Below are 21,245 nucleotides of genomic sequence, written 5' to 3'. Positions count from 1 at the left end.
AGGCTGAATATGGAGTTACATCAAGAGATTAAAACACTTGCTGCGCAATTAGGCGCTATTTTAACGGATAAATGCTTATGGATCACTACTGCTGAGTCATGTACTGGTGGCGGAGTGAGTTATGCGCTTACCGATACACCTGGAAGCTCAGCTTATATCGACCGTGCATTTGTCACTTATAGTAACCAAGCAAAGCAAGATTTGCTCAATGTTAGTGCTAGTACATTAAATCAATACGGTGCTGTGAGCGAGCAAACAGTCCATGAAATGGCAGTAGGTGCTATTAAAGCAACAAACGCTAATATATCTATAGCTGTATCGGGCATTGCAGGGCCTGGCGGGGCGACAGAAGGTAAACCTGTTGGACTTGTATGGTTTGGCATACAAATTGATGACAAAGTACTGACCTTTAAACAAATATTTACTGGTGATAGGGCTCAAGTAAGACTGCAAGCTATTGTATTTGCATTAAAAAGTGTAATAGATGAGATAAAATGAAAAAATTAGCTTGATACTGTGATTTCATACAGTATACTTGTTCGCATTAGCTGGATTGGAGAACAAAATGAACGATAACAAACAAAAAGCGTTAGACGCAGCACTATCACAAATTGAACGTCAATTTGGTAAAGGCTCAATTATGAAATTGGGTGACAACAAAGCGTTAAACATTGAATCTGTATCTACAGGTTCACTAGGTATTGATATTGCCTTAGGCATAGGTGGCTTACCTATGGGACGTATTGTTGAAGTGTATGGTCCTGAGTCATCTGGTAAAACAACGCTTACTTTACAAGTTATCGCAGAAGCTCAAAAAGAAGGTAAAACATGTGCTTTCATTGATGCTGAGCATGCTCTTGATCCTGTATATGCACAAAAACTAGGTGTAAATATTGATGACCTTTTTGTATCTCAACCTGATACAGGTGAGCAAGCACTAGAAATTTGTGACATGTTAGTACGTTCAAGCGCAGTAGACGTCGTTATTATTGACTCGGTTGCTGCACTTACACCAAAAGCTGAGATTGAAGGCGACATGGGCGACTCGCACATGGGCTTACAAGCACGTTTAATGTCACAGGCATTACGTAAGCTTACTGGTAATATTAAACGTTCTAACACGTTATGTATTTTCATTAACCAAATCCGTATGAAAATTGGTGTTATGTTTGGTAACCCAGAAACAACAACGGGTGGTAATGCACTTAAGTTTTACGCATCGGTACGTATTGATATTCGTCGTATTGGTTCTGTGAAAGAAGGTGATGAAGTTGTTGGTAACGAAACCCGCGTTAAAATTGTTAAAAACAAAGTAGCGCCGCCATTTAAACAAGCTGAATTTATCATCATGTATGGCGAAGGTATTTCTAAGCAAGGCGAGTTAATTGATTTAGGTGTTAAGCATAAAATTGTTGAAAAAGCAGGTGCTTGGTACAGTTACAGTGGCAACAAGGTTGGCCAAGGTAAATCTAACTCAATTAAGTTTTTGAAAGAAAACCCAGAAATTGCAGATGAGATTGAAGGTAAGTTACGCGAAATGCTTTTACTAAAAGCAACTATTGAACCTGAAGACGGTGAAGATAAGTTAGGCGACGATCCAGACCTTTAAACTGCACCCAAATGAGTTTTTAAGCTTGATTTGACCCGAGCTTTGAAAAGCGCTAATCAGTAATGATTAGCGCTTTTTTGTTATTAAAAACTTACATCAGGTTAGATAAAATAAAAACGACACATTAAAAATGTGTCGTTTTTTAATTCAATAGAAAAAAATCTAGAGTCTTTAATTAATCAAATATATTTATAATTGCCAGTTTACAGATAGGGCGTAGTTACGAGGTGCACCGTAGTAACCTTGTGCCCAGTACAGGCTGTGCAAATATTTTTCACCGGTGGTGTTATTTACATTGAAAGTGACTCCTACGTTATCTGTAATTTCGTAAGTGGCCATTAAATCAAGTAACCCGTATGCATCTTGGTGAGTAGTGACGCTTGCAATACCATTTGCATCTTCGACTTGAACTCGGCTAGTTGAATCCTGCCAGCGATAGTTTGCACCAAATGATAAACCATCAACTAAAGGTACTTGGTAGGTTGCGGCCACTTTAAGTTGGTTTTCAGGTGTGTAATCTTTAACTAAATCATCACCATCAATAGTTAGGTTACTAAAACTTACACTTGCGCTTAAATCATCAGTTATTCGACCACTTAGTTCAACTTCAAAGCCGTTGCTGTTAATACCATCTGCTGCATAATAACGCGTATCACTGGGTAGTGAGTCGGGTAAAGCTATGGCAAGCCCTTCCTGCTTTGCATCGAAGTAAGCAAAAGTTACGAAAATTTGGTCATCAAGTAACTGTGCTTTTATACCAACTTCACTGCTTTTACCTATTACGGGAGCTAATTGGTTGGCATTAATATCAAGCTCTTTTTGCGGTACAAATGTTTCTGTGTAGCTTGCATAAGCTGATAGAGACTCGTTAAAGTCGTACACCGTGCCAATATAAGGAATAACTTCAGAGTCGCTTCTTGTTTGCTCAACACCGTAAGCACTCCCTTTTGTTTTCCAATCGGTATAACGCACACCAGCGAGCACACTTAAAGGCTCACTTAATCTAATGCGAGTAGATATGTAAGCTGATTTTTGCTCGTTAGTAATATCACTACCATTTAAGCCATCAGCAAGTGTTGCCTCTGGTACTACACCATCCCACGTTTTAAGTGATGGCATAGCTGGAAAACCATTGCCTGTAGTGTAATCGTAAAGAGATTGCTCGTTGTAATCCATTTTAGCTTGGCTAACACCAAATGATAGGTCGTGCTCTTGGCCAAATAAATTGAACTTACCACTGGCATATAAATCAAATAAGTCATGCTTATCTTCGTAATCATAACGGCTAGCATAACCTGTTAAACCAAGTTCAGTATCTTTATCAGGGGTGCCGTATACGTAGAACAACTCTGAGTCTTGTTCGTTTTCGATGTGAGCATAACGTGCTCTAGCTACCCATGTTGCCGATAAGTTTTGTTCAAGTGTTACATATACTTGCTCAGCACTGTTATCCCAGTAAGACCAGTCAGCAGCGGTGCTGGTTGATTCGTCGTAATCGGTTGCTGTTCCGTCTGTATAATAAAGAGGTAGTGCACCCCACAGCGGGCTATCTGCGTCTTTTTGTTGGTTAACGTAGTTAACGCTTAATAATGTGTTGTCTGTTAATTTGCCTTCGTAGGCTAAGTAAACAATGGTTTTATCTGTTTCGTAGCGATCTAAATATGAGTCAGCTTTTTGCTTTGTAAATACAGCGCGTACAGCGTGGTCTTCATTTATTGGCGTAGATACATCTAAATCTAAACGTTTTTTATTCCATGAGCCATAAGATGCTGATGCATTTGCCTGTGTTGTATAAGTTGGCTTTTTTAAAACCATGTTAACAGTTGCAGAAGGATTACCAGCGCCAGTCATTAAACCATTAGCACCGCGAACTATCTCTACACGGTCATAAATTGATGTATCAAGACTGCCTTGAATAGAGCCTGAGCTTTGTGGGATCCCTAAGCCATCAACTTGAAAGTTCGTAATTTCAAAACCACGGGCCTTAAAGTAAGTACGATCTGTTTCTATTTGCTCTACTGTTACGCCTGGCGTGCTTTCAAGTACTGAGTTTATATCGTCTAGTGAAAAGTCGTCCATTAATGCGCGTGAAACTACCGAGATTGATTGTGGTGTTTCTTTAATTGTTAAACCTAGTTTGGTAGCCGATTGCGCTTCTTCAGTAATGTAGTTTTTATGATGCTGACCATATACCGCAATTTTTTCGAGAGGTTCAGATTTTACATTTGCCTCATCAGCAAGTGCATAACCAGATAAAATTAAAGAAGTAGCAAAGCTTAGTTTAGATAAACGCAAAACTTGAGGGGACGACATAAGTTTTTCCAGTTAGTTCAAAAGAAGTGCGTAACTTAATCTAAATGATATCGATTTGCAATTGTGTTTAGTGTTTTTATCAATAATAATTCTATTTTTTTGGATTTTAGCGCCATATATAAAGATTTTAGGTACGAATTGATGAATTATATAGAACTCAATCTCGCTTATAAAAAAAGCGGCCTAGGCCGCTTTTTAAAGTAGTTAGCTTTTTAGCTATTAAAAAGAGTATTTAACAGAAAACTGTAAGCGGTCTAAATCGCCATCAACGCCGCTTTCAGTTTCACGCTCAGCATGCTTTAGCTCAGCACCAAAAGTTAGACGTTTAACCGGTGAGTATAGAATGTTAGCGCTATAGCTTTGGCTTGATTCAGTCGGATCACCAGAAATAGCTAATAAATCAGTGTTGTTATCAGCACTGAAGAATGAATATAAGAACGTTGAACGCCATTGGCTTGTCCACTTGTGCTGGTAAGCAACAAAACCAGAAGTCGAATCAATTGCATCTAGTTCATCACCATTAAGTACAGCACCGTGAGCAACGTTTAAGCCTACGTAACGGCCTAAGCCTTTACCTTGAGTAAGCATAAATTTAAGGTTGTCTTCACCAAGGTTTATTTTACCTGATGCACTAATACCAAAAGAAGTTTCATCTGCATCAACACTGCCTACTTTATAAGTAAGTTGGCGAGCAAGCGCTGCAACCACAATGTTACCCCAATCGGCTTTGTGTGTGTAACGAGCTGTAAAGTCAGGCAATGATGCATCATCAGTTACTACCATACCGCTAGTAGTAGAAATTGTACTTTCTGGGTTTTCTAATGAAAACGACCATGCGCCAGTGGTGTATTTAATTTGCGATTGACGCACAAACACAGTGCCCTCAGCAGGGCCTACAAAATCAAGCGTTTCAGCAAGCGCCCCCACGTTTTGGAAGTTAGACCATGTTTGACCAAATAACCAACCATCGTAAGTCACAAAGGCATGGCGAATACGCGGGGCGTAAGAATTTGAAACTCGCTCATTACCGCCAGCAGCCGAGGCCAAAAAGTCAATTTCAATTTTAGTATTAACGGTTTTACCGTTATCCATAACAGTGGCTGTGCCAAAGTTAAAACGTGACTCACGAGCATGCATATCAAATACAGCATCTGAGCTGTTATCATCGCCAACTGTTAACGTACTTGGTACGTAAAAGTCACGACCTACGTTTGAGCCTGCAGGCGCACCCGCTGAATAATCACTCCACATAGAGTCGAGTTTAATGTATCCACCGTAAGTAAATTCCGTATCACCAATTTTTGCGGCAGTCGCTGCATAAGCAGTGCTTGATAATGCACATAATACAGCGCTTGCTGCTAATGTTTTTAATGGGGTAAATTTCATTGTGGTGTCCTTTATAGGCTACTTGTTGTTTGTTGCTTTTTTTTTCATGTAAGGTTGTATTACTTGCTACTAGTATTACTTACGAATAAAAAAGGGTGTTAGTTTGGCTTCTCAATACACATATTGTTTTCATTCGTTAAATAAAGCTTTAGCAAGTAATACCGCAAATATCTTTATTAAAAAGTACACAAACACTTTTGAATATGTGCAATATTTACTCAATTACCTATTGGTCTATAAGACTAAGGTTTTAGAGTTGATTAGTTTGCATTTACTTACATTTAACGCGTTGTATTATTTATGTAAAAAAATTGAAAGCAGGTGGATTATAAACTACAAATGAGTAAATTGGAGTAGAGTACAACTAAGGTCTAATACTTAATAAAGTACTGCTGAGTAATCCTTGATAAAAGCTTAAGGCAAGTAATTTAAATGGAGACGAAGATGTCACAAAGTATCTATCCAGTTCCTGCGCACATTAAAGATGCGACTCTCATTGATAAAAATAAATATAATACGCTTTATAAGCAATCTATTGATGACCCTGAAAGTTTTTGGCGTGAGCATGGCAAACGCCTCGATTGGTCTACTCCTTACACTAAAGTTAAAAACACCTCTTTTGATAAAGGCCACATCAGTATTAAATGGTATGAAGATGGCTATTTAAATGCGTCTTACAACTGTATTGACCGCCACTTAAAAACGAAAGCAGACAAAATTGCGCTTATTTGGGAAGGTGATGATCCTTCTCAAAGTGAGAACATTACTTATCAAAAACTTCATGACGAAGTGGCTAAATTTGCCAATGGTTTAAAAAAACTGGGTGTACAAAAAGGTGACCGCGTAGCTATTTATATGCCAATGACCCCACAAGCGGTGTATGCAATGCAAGCTTGTGCACGTATTGGTGCTATTCATTCTGTTGTATTTGGTGGTTTTTCACCATCGGCTATTGCTGATCGTATTAGAGATTCTGGTGCTAAGGTTGTTATTACTTCTGATGAGGGACGCAGAGCAGGAAATTGTGTTCCATTAAAAGCAAATGTAGATGAAGCGGTAGCGCAAGAAACTGTAACCACAATTGAACACGTTATTGTACATCAATTAACAGGCGGTGAAGTTGATTGGAATGAGCACGATATATGGTGGCACGAGCTAGTTGCTGACTTACCGGCACAGTGTGAGCCAGAGCCAATGAATGCTGAAGATCCTTTGTTTATATTGTATACATCAGGTTCTACTGGTCAGCCTAAAGGTGTTGTACATACTACAGGTGGCTACTTAGTTTACTCATCAATGACACATGAATACGTATTTGATTTAAAAGAAGATGATGTGTATTGGTGTAGTGCCGATGTAGGTTGGATCACAGGCCACAGTTACATTGCGTACGGGCCATTAGTAAACGGTTGTACTCAGGTTTTATTTGAAGGAGTCCCCACTTATCCAACTGCAGGGCGTATGGGCGAAGTAGTTGATAAACACGGTGTTACTATTTTATATACCGCCCCTACAGCAATTAGAGCACTAATGGCTAAAGGTGATGAGCCTACAGCTTCGTCACATCGCGATAGTTTACGTATTTTAGGTTCAGTAGGTGAGCCAATAAATCCAGAAGCGTGGACATGGTATTACGAGAGTATTGGTAAATCTAATTGCCCGATTGTTGATACATGGTGGCAAACAGAAACCGGTGGCATTATGATCACACCACTTCCGGGTGCTACTGATACAAAACCAGGTTCTGCAACACATCCATTTTTTGGTATTGCGCCTGCATTATTTGATGCTGAAGGTAATACACTCGAAGGTGCCGTAGATGGTAATTTAGTTATTTTAGATAGTTGGCCATCGCAAGCTCGAACTGTTTATGGCGACCATGAACGTTTTGAACAAACTTATTTTAGCGCCTACCCAGGAGTTTACTTTACAGGCGATGGTTGTCGTCGTGATGAAGATGGTTATTACTGGATCACAGGCCGTGTGGACGATGTACTTAATGTGTCTGGGCACCGCCTTGGTACTGCCGAAATTGAAAGTGCGTTAGTTGCGCATGAAGCGGTAGCAGAAGCTGCTGTTGTAGGTTACCCCCATGATATTAAAGGCCAAGGTATTTATGTTTACATTACGCCTAACGAAGGTGTAACTGTAAGCGATGAATTAACTAAAGAGGTACGTAATTGGGTTCGTAAAGAGCTCAGCCCAATTGCATCTCCAGATATGATTCAATGGTCACCGGGTTTGCCAAAAACACGTTCAGGCAAGATTATGCGTCGTATTTTACGTAAAATCGCTGCAAATGAGCACCAACAACTCGGTGATACGTCAACGCTTGCCGATCCTTCAGTTGTCGATGAACTAATCGAGAACAGATTAAATCGTTAAATGTGCGTTAAAAACTTGATTACAAGTTGATTCTAAACGTAGTATATCGGCTGTCAGTAAAGGTTTTAAACCTAACTGGCAGCCGAATTTATTAGGAGTGAACCATGAGTCAGTTTTTAATAGCGGACGATCATCCGTTATTTCGTGAAGCACTAAAGGGCGCACTGAGCGCAAAATTTGAGGGTTTAGAGGTTTTTGAATCATCCGATTTTGACAGCACACTGCAAGTGTTAAGCGAGCAAGAGGATCTTGATATATTACTGCTAGACCTTCACATGCCAGGTAATGGTGATTTATATGGTCTTATTCGTATTAGAGAAGAATACCCAAGCTTACCTATTGCCGTTGTTTCGGGTAGTGAAGACGTGAATATCGTTTCTAAAGTAATGGGTTACGGCGCTATGGGTTTTATTCCTAAATCATCATCGTCTGATGATATTGCCAGTGCAATTAACCAAATACTTGAAGGCGATACATGGCTACCAAAAGAGCTAAAAAACAAAGTAGCTGAAATTGAAGGTGAAGATAGAGAAATAGCAGCGCAAGTTGCCTCATTAACGCCTCAACAATACCGAGTGCTGCAATATCTGCACGAAGGTTTACTTAATAAGCAAATTGCTTATGAACTACACATATCAGAAGCGACAGTAAAAGCACACATTACAGCCATATTTAGAAAACTCGGTGTGTACAATCGTACCCAAGCCGTTTTAATTGCCGCTAAATTAAAGCTCGAACCAATAGAGCAGGCATAATTTACATTTAAAAAGTTATTAGCTTATTTATGAGCAAAAAAATGCCAGCAACAATGCTGGCATTTTTTCATATGTAGAATAATTAAGCAGTTGGATTAATGCTAAGAAAACACCACGGTTTTATTACCATTAATAAATAGCTTATGCTCTGAGGCAAGTTGAAGTGCTTTACAAAACACAGTCTTTTCAACATCTTTGCCCATTTTAGCCATCATTTCGGCGGTATTAGCATGTGTAACGCTGGTTACATCTTGCAAAATAATAGGACCTTCATCAAGCTCATTATTAACAAAGTGAGCGGTAGCACCAATAATTTTTACACCGCGCTCAAATGCTTGATGATAAGGTTTAGCCCCTATAAATGCTGGCAAAAATGAGTGATGAATATTAATTATTTTACCTTCAAATCGACCCACAAATTCAGGACTTAAAATACGCATGTATTTAGCAAGACCAATAATGTCAGGATTGTAACTGGCAATTAAATCGCCTACCTTTTTATCATGCTCGCTACGGGTTAATCCTTCGTGCGATACAACATGAAATGGCACCCCAAACCCTTTAGCTAGCGGCTCTAAATCAGCATAGTTAGCAATTACAGCGAGTACTTCAATATTAAGAGTTTGTTCAAATTGCTTTAACAGCATACCACCTAAACAATGAGCTTCTTTAGTTGCCAATAAAACTACTTTAGTTTTTGCGCCGCAATGTAGCGCAAGTTTAGCGCCTTGTGGCAACAATGCGCGTAGTTGATCTAAAAAGTCGCTTTGTGGCTCGCCTGTAAGCTCTGTACGCATAAAAAACCGCTGCGCGTCTTTATCTACAAATTCGTTGTTACGCGTAATGTTTAAATTATTTTTATGGCAAAGCCCTGTAATTTTAGCTATTAAGCCTACATCATCAGCACATTGGGTGGTTAGTATATAGCTCATTGTCCTCATTCTTACCCTGTAATTAATCCTTTCATTATTTGTGTTTTGGCACATAAAGCAAGGGCTTTGTGAACTAATCCAATATTAATCATGTTGTTGAGTGCAAAAGAGGTAATAAAGTTAAAAAGTATTGAATAGAGGTTAAAAAAAATGCCACCTAAGTTAACAAGGTGGCATTAATAAAAATTATCTAGGTTTGAGGTTAATTAACCCTTGGGCTCGGGAGATAAGTTTTCTTCTTGTCTTAAATACCCGGCAGCTTCTTCATCATCTTTCGCTATCGCTTGCTGAGCAGGTATAGCGCGCGTTTGTTGGTTTAGTTGATGTATTTGTGACGCATTACCTAAATCACGCTCACTGGTGATTGAGGCGATAGATTCGCGGTCTTTTAAGAATGAAATAACGTCTTTTTTGATTGCTTGTAATTGTCCTTCGTTTTTATGCATTTCCATAATGTGGCGAGGATGTTCAAGGTTTTTCATACCTGTTGCAGCAAACGTAGTAGAGATAACACGAGAAACAATAATCCAAGGCGTTATGCTACTGCGTACTAAAGTATTTTCTGAGCGGGTGCTATCGTGAATACCAGTACCTGTTGATATTTTAGACTCAGTAAAAGTGCCTTCACATTTAAAGTACACAAGCAGTGACTCAAATTGCATTTCTGCAAAAAATAGATGCGCTGTGTTTGCAAGTAACTGCGCAAATGCTTTAATAAGTACGCCTATTAGCAATAAGTGAAAGCTTGTCATTAATAGCTCACTAAATTGAATGACATGTTGGTTATTAAATGCCTGTTTAAAACTATTAATATTTGCCGCATCAATGTAATGGTAAATATTAATAAACGAATACGCTAAAAGTACAGTAAATGCTAACGCTACAATATAAAGTAAGTTACCGCTCACCAAAGCAAGTAATCTCGCGAGTGTAAAGTTTTTACCTAAGTCCATTGAGTGCAGTTTAGGCTGAATCTCTTGGATCATTTCACCTTTAAAACCGCCTTTACCTTCTATTTGTTCTTGAAGCTTAGGGTCTAATTCTCTGTAAACTCTGTTAGGTACTTCTTTATAACGGCGATTAGCCATTACTAGGTTATCGAGGTTTATGAAAATCTCGTCTGGATGAACAGACTCTTGCCAGTTTTCACGTAGTTCAGATACTTCAGCTGAAGGGGTAACTGAATTTAAACGCGCTTTAATCATGATAAAAGCAAGCGCACAGCTTAGAGTTGCTAATACAATAATTGCAATTAAGTACATTCCAGCATGAAGACTAGGCAGTTGCTCAAGCCAGTTATCTATTTCTTGTTTACTAATGTGCTGCTCTTTCATCAACCATGACATAGAAAGACCAATAGCGATGGGTAAAATAAAAGATAAAGAAATAATTTTAGCGAGTGCACCAGTACCAAGTGCTTCAATATTCTTTTCTGCATTTCGAGAGATAGGTTTACCTGTAGAGCGCCACGAAAAAAGCACGTAAAACATTAATATTGCACTATAGACCGGAAATGCTAATTCCCCAGCTTCACCGGTAAAGCCCGACAAAGATACAAATGCAACAAGGCCATAAGCAATAAGGGCGACAAAGGTGCTTACCCATGAGCCAAATAATCGCTGGGCAACATTTCGAATAGGATATGGTAGAAACAATAACTTAGGGATTAAGCTGTGAAGTAAGCGAGATAAAAAACCATTAGGCTCTTTAAATGTACTGTTTTTACGACCAACCAGCATTTCTTCAAGTGATTGCGCTGTGTAGGCTACTTCTTTTTGTTCTTCTTGAGCGGTTGATGCTTGCGATTTACTGTAGTTATAAGCAAGTGAAGTTGGGTGGTTTCTACCTACAAAGTATTTAAGTGTTGCATAAATACCTGCCGATAGTGAGCGAATGCCGAATGCTAAAATAAGCATGCCAAACACCATTAAAATCCAACCTGCGGTTGTATCTTCTTTCACAGAGCCCGCAGCAATAACAAGTAAACTAATACCTGCTATAGACTCAATGAGTCCTCTTAATGCTGTTACTTTACCTTCCAGTTTGAAGGGGTTTTTTAGTCCAAGATCAATCGATCCATAATCAAAAGCCATTGAATTCTCCATTTAAACAGCACCCCAATTGCGGGGGACAAAGTGTAATTAATCTGAACTTAGGATAATAAATCTATCTCAAGTAGCTTTTTTAGCGCTAAGTGCATTGAGTTTAATCGTAATAGACTTGTTGCTGGCGCGTAAGTTCGACCTACTTTTACGAAAACCTAAATAGAATTATTAATATATATTAAGTATTTATAATTGTTGTTGGTTTTTTATTATATATCAATAATCTTGTTCAGTTTAAGGTTATTTTAAAGTGATACATTTTGTATTCCGACGCATGCTTAAATATAACTGGAGGGTTAATGAAGCTAATTTATGTAGACGATAATTTACCAGGGATCACTCGTAAACTTAAACATAAAAGTTGGCTTTACTTTGATCCAATCGGTAAGCAAATAAAAGAGCAAAATGTGATTGATCGTTTGAATGGATTGGCATTTCCGCCTGCCTATAAAAACGGCTGGTTTTGCCCAGAAGAAAACGGGCATATTTTAGCGACAGGATTTGATAGTAAGGGGCGAAAGCAATACCGTTACCATCCTGAATTTAGGGCGCAACAAGAAGCAAAAAAATACCAAGCATGTGGAGTATTTGGTAATAAACTCCCTTTGTTAAGAGCGCGTTTAGAAACAGACTTACAAGGCGATGAGCTTAATATTGAACGCACTTTAGCAGCAGTTGTAAGACTTATGGATTTAGGTGCGCTGAGGGTAGGTAACGAGCGTAACGTAAAGCAAAATAAAAGTTTTGGTGCGACAACATTACGAACACGTCATGCAAAACTCACGGGCAAAAATATTCAACTAAAATATCGTGCCAAATCAGGTAAAGAACGTGAAGTAAATATAACCGACAGGGTGCTTAGTCATGTTATAAAAGACTTACAAGATTTACCCGGGCAGCATTTATTTCAGTATATAAATGAAGGTGAGCGCACAAATGTTACATCAAGTGAAATAAATCAATACATTCAGCAAATAATGGGCGAGGAGTTTAGTGCAAAACACTTTAGAACTTGGCGAGCAAGCGTTATTGCATTCAAACAATTAGCTAAAGCTAAAGGGGCGCTTACTTTAAAAAGCATGCTTGATAGCGTATCTGAGCAACTTGGTAATACTCCAGCTATAGCACGCAAATCTTATGTGCATCCCGATTTAATTACCCTGTGTAAAGAAGATGAAGATACTCAAACTGCGTGGAGAGAGTCCCTTTCATTACCACGAAAAACAAAGTACTTGAGTCGTTATGAACGTGGTTTTTTAGCTTTTTTAAAAGATTAATTGCCATAGCAACTTTACACACTTGAGCATATTAATTACATATTCTCTAATTTAATTTATTAACGTTTAGAATAAGGATTTTTAAAAAGTCATTAAATTTCAATTGTTTATTTTGAAACTTTAATTTGGCATTACCGTTGCACCTCCAGTGTACTACTTAGTGGTAAGTACATAAGCATTTATCAACGATATTTAGCGAGGAGGTACACAGTGAAGGGGTCATTTTCAAATCAAGCGCTTACTAAAGCAAAGGGTTTTACTTTAAAAACTGCATTGTTTATTGGCATGAGCGGCTTATGCTCTGCACCAACACTCGCTGCCAATGAGCTTGAAAGTGTGGTACTCGCTAACTCTTCACTAACTACTTATAACTCACAAAAGTACATGCAAGCTGATGACACCTACTACTTTGACCAATATTCAGCGCAGTTAATTGAACGTACAGAAAAAGCCATTAATTGGTATCAAGAAATAGTTAACAAAGGTGGTTTTACACACTTATATAACGATGAATTGCTTGAACTAGGCAGTAATAATAAACAGGTGAGCTTACTTGCACAGCGTTTATATCAAGAGCGTGACTTAAAAACTAATGTGTGCGACGAAGCTATATGCACGTTTGATAAAGATATAGAGCAAGCTGTTAAGCAATTTCAAAGCCGCCATGGTTTAAAAGTTGATGGCCGAGTGGGTAAGCGTACTTTTGCATCGCTTAATGTGCCCGCACAACAAAAACTCGATAAATTAAAACTTAACTTTTATAGAATAACTAACTTTGCAGGCGCAAGTGATGAGCAATATGTGTATGTAAATATTCCTGAATACAGCTTACGATTTGTAAAAGCTGGCGATGTGAAATTGAAAAATAACGTAATTGTAGGTAAACCAAGTTGGGAAACACCTGCATTTAGCGACGAAATAGAAAAGTTTGTAGTTAATCCTGAATGGCGTATACCCACCTCAATTGCCACCAAAGAAATTGCTCCAAAGGTAGCCGAGGACCCTGACTATCTTGTAAAAAATAATATTGAAATTAGAAAAAACAGCTACCTAGACTCACAAACTGTTAATCCAAGCAATATTGATTGGGATTCTATTAAGCCGTACCAATTTGATCACTTTTTAGTAAAACGTGCTGGTGAAGAAAACCCCCTAGGGGAAGTTAAGTATTTATTCCCCAATGCCGAAGCAATTTATGTTCACGATACACCAGCAAAGCACCGTTTTAGCCAAGCAAACCGAGCTTTATCGCATGGCTGTATAAGAATAGAAAAGCCTTTTTCGTTAGCGCGTGAAATTATTAAGCACGAAGGAGAAGTGCAAACACTCAATAATATGGACAGCGCACTTGCTCAAAATAGTACTCAGACGTTTTATTTAGATGAGCCTCTTCCTATTCATTTAGTTTATTGGACTGCATGGGTTGACGAAAATAAGCTGGTTAACTTTAGAGATGACATATATCAACGCGATAAAAAAGCGCTATTAAAAAATGATGAACAGTCGGTGATTGCCGCTTTATTAAAAAATAAATAATGAGAGGATTTATGCAATTTATTCATTATATTTCTATTGCCATATTCACAATTATATTTAGCAATAGTGTATTTGCTGCCGCGCCTATAAAGCCTGCGCATCAGGTAGTTGATATAAAAAATAAAGCCAACTTTGAAGATGCAGAATTTAGCCTAAAAATTAACGACATAGTTATGCCATATTCGGTGTTTTCAGTATTTGTAATGCCCAAAGAGCAAGTTGAGTTTGAAGTGCTTTTTGCGCAATCAAAAAATGCTTACACGCTAATTAACACTCAAGGAAAATCTAAGCTTACAGACACCAACCGCTGGCAATGGCAAGCACCCAAAGAGCCTGGTTTAACAACGGTAATTATTGAGTCGCCCGATAAAAAACAGCGTATGAAAATCAACGTATTTGTAAAAGTACCGGCAGACAATGTTGAAGGAGGAAAGCTCAAGTATTACCACATTGGGCACTATCCTAAACCTTCACAGATTAAAGACGCTTCACACTACATAGTGCCCGATGGCTTTGTTAAGGTAACGCCTGAAAATGAAAACGTAAAAATATCACCTCACTTTTCACTAAAAGAATTTGTTAGTAAGCAGCGAAGTAAGCACCCAAAGTATTTATTTTTACAAAATAAGTTGTTACTTAAACTAGAAAAAATACGCAAAGAACTGATTTTAGAAGGTATACCGGTTAGTAATATGGTGGTTATGAGCGGTTATAGAACTCCGTACTACAACAAATCAATTGGCAATGTAAAACTTAGCCGACATGTATTTGGTGATGCTGCCGATATTTTTATAGATAACGATGGCAACTACCGTATGGATGATATAAATAATGACGGTAAGCATTCAATTGGTGACGCTAAAGCGATGGGCGATATAGTGGAGTCGTTAGCTAGACGTGAATCATTTAAAGGTTTGCTAGGTGGTTTAGGTATTTATGGGCCTAAGTCGCACAGAGGCGCATTTATACATGTTGATACGCGTGGTTTTAAAGCGCGATGGGTGAGTAAGTAATTGCAACGGCTACCTCATTTAGTATAAAGCTAAACTAGTTAAGTCTAATTGTATAAGAGATTAGCTAAGCCAAGGTAGGGGCTTGGTTTTTATAAGCCCTTTGTTTTATACATATTTTATACATTTACTGAGCTAGTCTTTTTTACTTTAAACTGAGGCGCTTATGTGAGCTATAAACATGGTGTGTATCAGCCGCTTTCCAATAATTAATTATTTTAATTTTGTACGAAAAGCTTTAAATATAAAGGCTGCATAAGCAGCCTTTATATTATGCTATTGCAGCATAAACGTTTCGTATTCTAAATCTTCAAATTGTTTAGAAAGCCAAAATAACCCAACAACAGAGGTAACAATAGTTGAGAGAGCAAAGCCGTAACCATAAAATTGCGGCCCAAAAGCGATTGATAGCAAAGTTAAAACAACGTTTATTACCAAAAATAGCCCCGCTAAAAACAGGACGGTTGAGCGTTTATCTAAATAAAACAAAATATTTAAAATAGACAAAAATATAACTTGTACACCCACACCAACTACATCAATAAATAAAAGCGTTTTATAGTTTGGATCAATACCAATAAAGGTAAGTATTTGCTCGCCCCATAATAATAAGCAGGCAACGGTAATACCTTGAATTTTAAATATATCGTATAAACCGGCACGTGCAGTTTGGATCATATTGTCTTTTAAATAGTAAATCTCTTCTAACGATGAACCCTCTCGAATAGCTGTGTAAAAACGGTCGTATTCTTCTACAAAGTCGGTTTCCATTTTTACTAAAAATACTGCCATACCGGGAATAATAGACAAATAGGCTAAAAATATAGGCAAGTCGTAAATTGGGCTGGCTCGTAACGTGCCAATAATTTGAATTGATGTGCTTGGTGAATACCAAAAAATGATTTTATCAGCCCACACACCAATGTTATAAAACAGACCACAAAAGAATAGGCTGTAATACACTTTTTTATTGCTTAAAAAGTCAAAGCTTATAAGTTTTTCACCTGGGTAGCGGCGAATAATCATAAACAAAAAGCTAAAAAAGAGCAGAGCTTCGCCTGCAAAAAACGCAAAAAATAAGCCGTCTAACTGCCAGTCTCTTAATAAATATGCAAGCAATACCATAAAGGCGTAACCACTTAGCATAGTTATTAAAATTAACCGGTATTCTTTCATACCTGATAGAAAAATAGCGCCAAGCCACTGATTACATAAGCTTACAAAGGCACCTAAAATTATAATCTTAGTAACAACAGGTATAGGGAGCATAGGCCATACAGCCAAGCCTACCAATAGCGCGGCTATTGTTGTTATAAGTTGCGCACCAAGTAAATTAGGCAGTACCTTTGCCTCTTCTTTTTGAAAAAATAAATCGGCAATAAATCGAGTTAATAATAACTGCAAGCCACCCGTTAAAATAAGTGAAGCTGCCATCATGTAGGTAACAAGCGTTAAAAACTGAATAATAAGTACTTTGGGTAATACAACGCCTAAACTTAAAATACCAATTAGCATTAACGCTACAATAGAGAGCAGCCAAGGGCCTGAGCCTATTAAGCCCGCGTAGCCGTATGCTTCAAAAACTGAGAGCAGGGTATTTTTTTTGAGAATTTTTCGTATCTCAAAACCTATTCCGGCCATGCCATTGTATCCTTATAAAGTTTATCGTAACGGGCAAACATGTGGCTCTCGTCATAAAATTTTTGTACGCGGTCTAAACCACTTTTTTGATACTCAAGCCAAACTTGCTCATTTGTTAGCATGTTTGATATTTGTTGTGCTGTTTCGCTAGGTGAAGCAATTGAGACAACTTCACCGGCTTTACCTAATGCTTTATCTTCATCAGTTCCGCCTTCGATTATTTCGCGGCACGAGCCAACATCACTAGCAAGTACAGGCACACCGGCCGCCATTGCTTCTAAAAGTACTAAAGGCTGCGCTTCGGAAATCGAGGTTAAAGCTACAATTCCGAGCTTAGGCAAAATTTTGGTAATATCTTGCATACCTAAAAACTTTACACTGCTTTGTAAATCAAGACTGCCTACAAGTAGTTCACACTCTTTATAATATTGCGGATCTTCTTCATAAGGGCCGATGATCCAGCCTTCTACTTCAGGCAGCATCGATTGTGCCTCTTTAATCGCACGTATAAAGGTTTTAATATCTTTTATAGGCACTACACGTCCAATTAATCCAACAACTGGTGGTATCTGTTTTGGACGCTGCTCAAGCGCTTCAATAAAGCGCACTGTTTTAATTCCATTAGGTACAACAAATGCTTTTTCTGGCGCTGCACCATCCTTTATTTGGCGCTGCCTGTTACCGCCGTATAGCGAAATGACCTTATCTGCTTCTTGGTATGTTGTTCGGCCGATTTGCTCAAAAAAGCTGATCCACATACGGCGAATAAAGCCCATTTCGGTATTTAAGTTTTTACCTAGGCTTTGCTCAGACTCTTTGATCCAACTGGCTTGAATAAGATCTATTTTTCTCTCTTTGGTGTAAATACCATGCTCGGTCAACAAAAAGGGAGTATCGCTTATTACACTGGCACCAGATCCTAAAATACCAGCATACCCGGTAGATATTGAGTGAATAAGTTTAACTTTTGGAAGTCCGCGTGCAATTTCGGCTATTTTAAATAGCGGTTTATATAAATTGCGGTATGACCAAAAAAAGTCAATAAAAGAGGATTCATCACAAAAAGTTGAATAGTAATTGGTGAGTACTTGCCACGATGATTCACTATATAAAAAGTCGGCTTCGTTAATACCGTCTTTTTTAGCCAAAGTCTCAAATGCAAACTTTAATAACTCAGTTGGGATGGGCTCATCACAATCCCTAAAATAATTTTGTAGTTGCTGCCAAAAATCAAAGAGCTCTTTTTTATATTTAACGCCATGCTTAGCTTTTATTTCAGATGTGTCATTTTCCACTAAATAATGAACATGCAGCTTGGTAACGTTTTCAGGCAAAGTATATTGAATCTCGCCATAATGCTCTGGTGCTCCACCTATAAAAACAAGCTCAAAGTTATAATGAGGTAACCCTTCAATTATTTGATGAACCCAGCTAGATACGCCACCACGTACATAAGGGTAAGTGCCTTCTAAAAGCAGTAAAATGTCTGCATTTTTATTACTCATGCCAATACTCCTGCAAATGACGTAATTCACTGCCCTTAGGTTGTTCTGGGAGTTCTTTTAAGTAGCGTTTACAGTCGTCAAACTTGTTCATACAAAAGGCAACTTCGGCTTTATAAGGCAATACATGGCGCCTTGCCATACCAAACTCAGTTGCTTTAAGTAGATACTCATGGGCTATTTCGTATTTGTCTAAGGCTAAAGATATACGCCCTAAAAATATAAAAGTTGCAGGTGTTTTTACGTGCTCAATACTTTGCAATGCAAGTGCTTCTGCTTTTTCTAAAACGTATTTACGCAGTGCGCCTTGTGCTAAGCCTAAATAGCTCAGTTCCCAATAAAGTTCGGCTAGCTGTTTTTGTAAATGACTCAATTTTGGCTGCTTAGTTGTAACTGCTATTTCTTGCTGATACAAACTGATTTTTTCGTTAAGTTTGGTTTCTTTACCATCAAGGGTTGAGTAGGCGAGCAAGCGAATATCATCCTCTAAATCTTTAAGTGCTAGCTTTAAAATAGGAATAGCTTGTGAGTCACTCATGTGACGAGCCGCCATTACAGCACTTAAACGCTTATTTGGCTCATTAGCGTGCTTCAAAATTGCTTTAAGTCCACCAATTGAATAGGTTGGATTTGCTGATATTGCTCTGGCTTCAAAAGGAAGTTCAGGTATTTTATGCTCCTCTATTTCTATCTCGTCATTCTTGAGAGGTTTACAAAGAGCAAATGTAAGCGCTACTACAACACCTATAATTCCAAGTACTGGTAATGTAAACAATAATAAAAACATGAGTAGCATAGAGCTATAAGGAGTCGTTTTGTATTTTTTAGGTATAAAAACATAACTAACAATAGCAAAAAAGATGCTAGCGATAGCATGCAATAATATAGCTAAAAACCAATCAGGTGTTTCCAGTACTTCTATTAGTGCAAAGTACTGACAAATACACCCTAATATAGCCGCTACAATAATTATAATCATGACAGTGAAACCAATCTCTTTATGTCATCTGAGCTTATAGGTAGTGCAAGTTGCTGCTCAATAACAATATCAAGCTCAGCTAAAGTGCTACCAGTGCGCTCTTTACACCAAGTGTTCATTCGGGCGATAAACCCTGCTTTTTCAAGCTCATCAGCTAATGGCATCAATAGCAGTAATACCTGATTTTGATTATCGTACAAATAAATGTCTAAACCACGGCGTGCTTCACTTAAATAACTCATAAGTTGAGTGGATTTATCAGTAATATTATTAGCTTTTATCTTTAGTAGCTGCGATGGAATGTTGTATCGTTTTGCTTCTTTATTCGCACGTTTAACTTGGCGAATAAAGTATGGATACTCTTCATAAGTCATTACTGGGTTTGTTATTTCATGGCGCAGTAGATCGCCAATATGCCCAGCCATAACTGCAAGTAGTGTAAGAGTGGTATTTTTAAGTGCAAAAAATTGTACTCTTTCAACTAAAATAGCGCCATAAATTGTGTTATTTACGTCGATAAGTGGAATCGCCATATGGTATTTACTTATACCTGATGCCATTTTTGCGTCTTTTACTGATACTAATTCTTTTTCTTCAATCATCGCTAATATAAGAGGATCGTTTTCAGCTATTTGACTCATTTTGCCAATAGAGGCTAGTGGTGGCTCTAAAACAGTGTCATTTTCAACTTTATATAAACCCGCTCTTTCTAGCGAACCGTACTCAACAAACAAGTCGATTATTTTTTGCGCTGCGCTATCAAGTCTTCTTTCTTTTAATAGCCCGATAGAGGTTCTTACTGCTTGTAGCGATTCACGTAAACTTAACGTATGGCCAGCTAGCATTTGCTCAATTCTATCGTGAGATGAATTAATTAAATGATACTGACGAGTAAATGTTTCAAGACGATCTGTTACGTACTCAAGCTGAATACTTTGCTGTTGATTAGTACGCTCCCACACATCCCTAAATTCGCCTGTGATCATAATTACAATAATGTAGCCAATCATAGCGTTAATATTGAAGTCGCTTTGCGGTGATAAAATATTTGCTTGAAGTAAAAAAAGTTGGCCAACAAGCAAACATAAAATACTAATAAAGCCTTTTGAAAAGCCATAGCGTAAAGAAACTAAAAGTGGGCCAAGTACAGGCCACGAAAACCCTCCCTCAGTCCAAAATGGGTCCTGTGCGTTAAATAATACAGGCAGCCCTAAAGCAAGCGCGGTAAATATAAATACCTCAGCCCATATTTGTAGCTCAGGAACGTCTCTTGGTCTAAGGAAATGTGTTTTCACTCACTAACCTCTATATAAGAAATTAAATCGGCAATCACATCTTGTGCTGTTGCTGCAATGCTATCGCGGCCCCAACCACTTTTAGCAATAGTACCGGTCCAAATCGGTGTTGTTTGTCCAGTTACAGTGAGTGATAATGTAAGTGCAACAACGGGTTCGCCATCAAGGCCAGCTTTGTAGCGCCACTCTTCAATACTGCCTGTTAATACATAGTCAGCTTGTTGAGTGTTTAACCACTGCATAGCATTGTCTAAGCGGTATTGATCGTCCAGTGGTGGAAGCTCTTTGGTGTTAACGCGAGGTGCACGTATAAGAGTTGGTAATTTATTTTGTTGCCAAATACTGGCTAAAATATCTTCAGCACGCTCACCTGCAAGCGGTGTTTGAGCATGATTAACAAGTGGCATTAATGCCACTGTTTTTAAAGGGCTAAGCTCTACATCATCAGCAACTCTGCTGGTGGTACATGCTGATAATAGTAATACCAAACACGGTATAATTAAACGAAACATACTCTCTC

The 21,245-nt window shown here is 38.2% G+C and carries 16 protein-coding genes; 7 read left to right on the top strand and 9 right to left on the bottom strand.

Features of this window, described 5'->3' with window-relative positions:
* The first annotated feature begins 9 nt into the window (after positions 1-9).
* Together H5116_RS02185 and recA are read left to right on the top strand one after the other, a co-directional pair.
* A complete protein-coding gene (locus H5116_RS02185) occupies positions 10-498 on the top strand; it encodes a CinA family protein (protein WP_024597314.1) in 489 nt (162 codons plus the stop codon).
* Positions 499-565: 67 nt separating this feature from the next.
* On the top strand, positions 566-1,609 hold the full coding sequence (recA, locus tag H5116_RS02180; protein ID WP_002958952.1) for a recombinase RecA: 1,044 nt from the start codon (positions 566-568) through the stop codon (positions 1,607-1,609).
* 189 nt (positions 1,610-1,798) lie between these two features.
* On the opposite strand, the gene H5116_RS02175 is transcribed toward recA, so the two are convergent.
* Both H5116_RS02175 and H5116_RS02170 read right to left on the bottom strand, forming a co-directional pair.
* The gene (locus H5116_RS02175; protein ID WP_182715449.1) at positions 1,799-3,922 is read right to left on the bottom strand and encodes a TonB-dependent siderophore receptor; all 2,124 of its coding nucleotides are present in this window, start codon (positions 3,920-3,922) and stop codon (positions 1,799-1,801) included.
* 219 nt (positions 3,923-4,141) lie between these two features.
* Positions 4,142-5,308 (bottom strand): DcaP family trimeric outer membrane transporter, encoded by a 1,167-nt coding sequence (locus H5116_RS02170; RefSeq protein ID WP_024600614.1) that lies wholly within the window; start codon positions 5,306-5,308, stop codon positions 4,142-4,144.
* Positions 5,309-5,752: 444 nt separating this feature from the next.
* On the opposite strand from H5116_RS02170, the gene acs reads away from it, so the two are divergent.
* Together acs and H5116_RS02160 are read left to right on the top strand one after the other, a co-directional pair.
* A complete protein-coding gene (gene acs / locus H5116_RS02165; protein WP_024597311.1) occupies positions 5,753-7,693 on the top strand; it encodes an acetate--CoA ligase in 1,941 nt (646 codons plus the stop codon).
* Positions 7,694-7,797: 104 nt separating this feature from the next.
* Complete coding sequence (locus H5116_RS02160) at positions 7,798-8,448, top strand: response regulator transcription factor (protein ID WP_002958948.1); 651 nt, start codon at positions 7,798-7,800, stop codon at positions 8,446-8,448.
* A 101-nt stretch (positions 8,449-8,549) separates the two neighbouring features.
* Here H5116_RS02160 and purU read toward each other — a convergent pair whose 3' ends face one another.
* Positions 8,550-9,380 carry a formyltetrahydrofolate deformylase gene (gene purU / locus H5116_RS02155; protein WP_024597310.1) on the bottom strand — a complete coding sequence of 277 codons (831 nt, stop codon included), beginning with the start codon at positions 9,378-9,380 and terminating at the stop codon, positions 8,550-8,552.
* Between the two features lie 206 nt (positions 9,381-9,586).
* Complete coding sequence (locus tag H5116_RS02150; RefSeq protein WP_182715448.1) at positions 9,587-11,473, bottom strand: hypothetical protein; 1,887 nt, start codon at positions 11,471-11,473, stop codon at positions 9,587-9,589.
* Positions 11,474-11,784: 311 nt separating this feature from the next.
* On the opposite strand from H5116_RS02150, the gene H5116_RS02145 reads away from it, so the two are divergent.
* From H5116_RS02145 to H5116_RS02135, 3 genes are all read left to right on the top strand, one after another.
* Positions 11,785-12,762, top strand: a complete 978-nt coding sequence (locus tag H5116_RS02145; RefSeq protein ID WP_182715447.1) for a DNA topoisomerase IB — start codon at positions 11,785-11,787, stop codon at positions 12,760-12,762.
* A gap of 210 nt (positions 12,763-12,972) precedes the next feature.
* The gene (locus H5116_RS02140) at positions 12,973-14,298 is read left to right on the top strand and encodes a murein L,D-transpeptidase (protein WP_182715446.1); all 1,326 of its coding nucleotides are present in this window, start codon (positions 12,973-12,975) and stop codon (positions 14,296-14,298) included.
* Positions 14,299-14,309: 11 nt separating this feature from the next.
* A complete protein-coding gene (locus H5116_RS02135) occupies positions 14,310-15,311 on the top strand; it encodes a D-Ala-D-Ala carboxypeptidase family metallohydrolase (RefSeq protein ID WP_182715445.1) in 1,002 nt (333 codons plus the stop codon).
* A gap of 273 nt (positions 15,312-15,584) precedes the next feature.
* Here the strand turns inward: H5116_RS02135 and pelG are convergent, their stop codons facing one another.
* Genes pelG through H5116_RS02110 form a run of 5 tightly spaced genes read right to left on the bottom strand, consistent with a single transcriptional unit; the run spans position 15,585 to position 21,237 of the window.
* On the bottom strand, positions 15,585-16,949 hold the full coding sequence (gene pelG / locus H5116_RS02130) for an exopolysaccharide Pel transporter PelG (RefSeq protein ID WP_024597305.1): 1,365 nt from the start codon (positions 16,947-16,949) through the stop codon (positions 15,585-15,587).
* Positions 16,937-18,454: a GT4 family glycosyltransferase PelF gene (pelF, locus tag H5116_RS02125; RefSeq protein ID WP_154903678.1), complete on the bottom strand. Its 1,518-nt coding sequence runs from the start codon at positions 18,452-18,454 to the stop codon at positions 16,937-16,939. The genes pelG and pelF overlap by 13 nt, the downstream gene beginning before the upstream one ends.
* Positions 18,447-19,430, bottom strand: coding sequence for a protein PelE (locus H5116_RS02120; RefSeq protein WP_182715444.1), 984 nt, complete (start codon positions 19,428-19,430; stop codon positions 18,447-18,449). Before H5116_RS02120 ends, pelF begins: the two co-directional genes overlap by 8 nt.
* Positions 19,427-20,725 carry a PelD GGDEF domain-containing protein gene (locus H5116_RS20470; protein ID WP_182715443.1) on the bottom strand — a complete coding sequence of 433 codons (1,299 nt, stop codon included), beginning with the start codon at positions 20,723-20,725 and terminating at the stop codon, positions 19,427-19,429. Before H5116_RS20470 ends, H5116_RS02120 begins: the two co-directional genes overlap by 4 nt.
* Entirely contained in the window at positions 20,722-21,237 is a 516-nt protein-coding gene (locus H5116_RS02110; protein ID WP_076925174.1) for a protein PelC, read from the bottom strand. The genes H5116_RS20470 and H5116_RS02110 overlap by 4 nt, the downstream gene beginning before the upstream one ends.
* Between the last annotated feature and the right edge of the window lie 8 nt (positions 21,238-21,245).

It is taken from the genome of Pseudoalteromonas sp. SG45-2 (assembly GCF_014164115.1).
GTDB lineage: Bacteria > Pseudomonadota > Gammaproteobacteria > Enterobacterales > Alteromonadaceae > Pseudoalteromonas > Pseudoalteromonas distincta.
The sequence above is the reverse complement of the archived record's forward strand: the minus strand, read 5'-3'. Positions and strand labels throughout refer to the sequence as shown.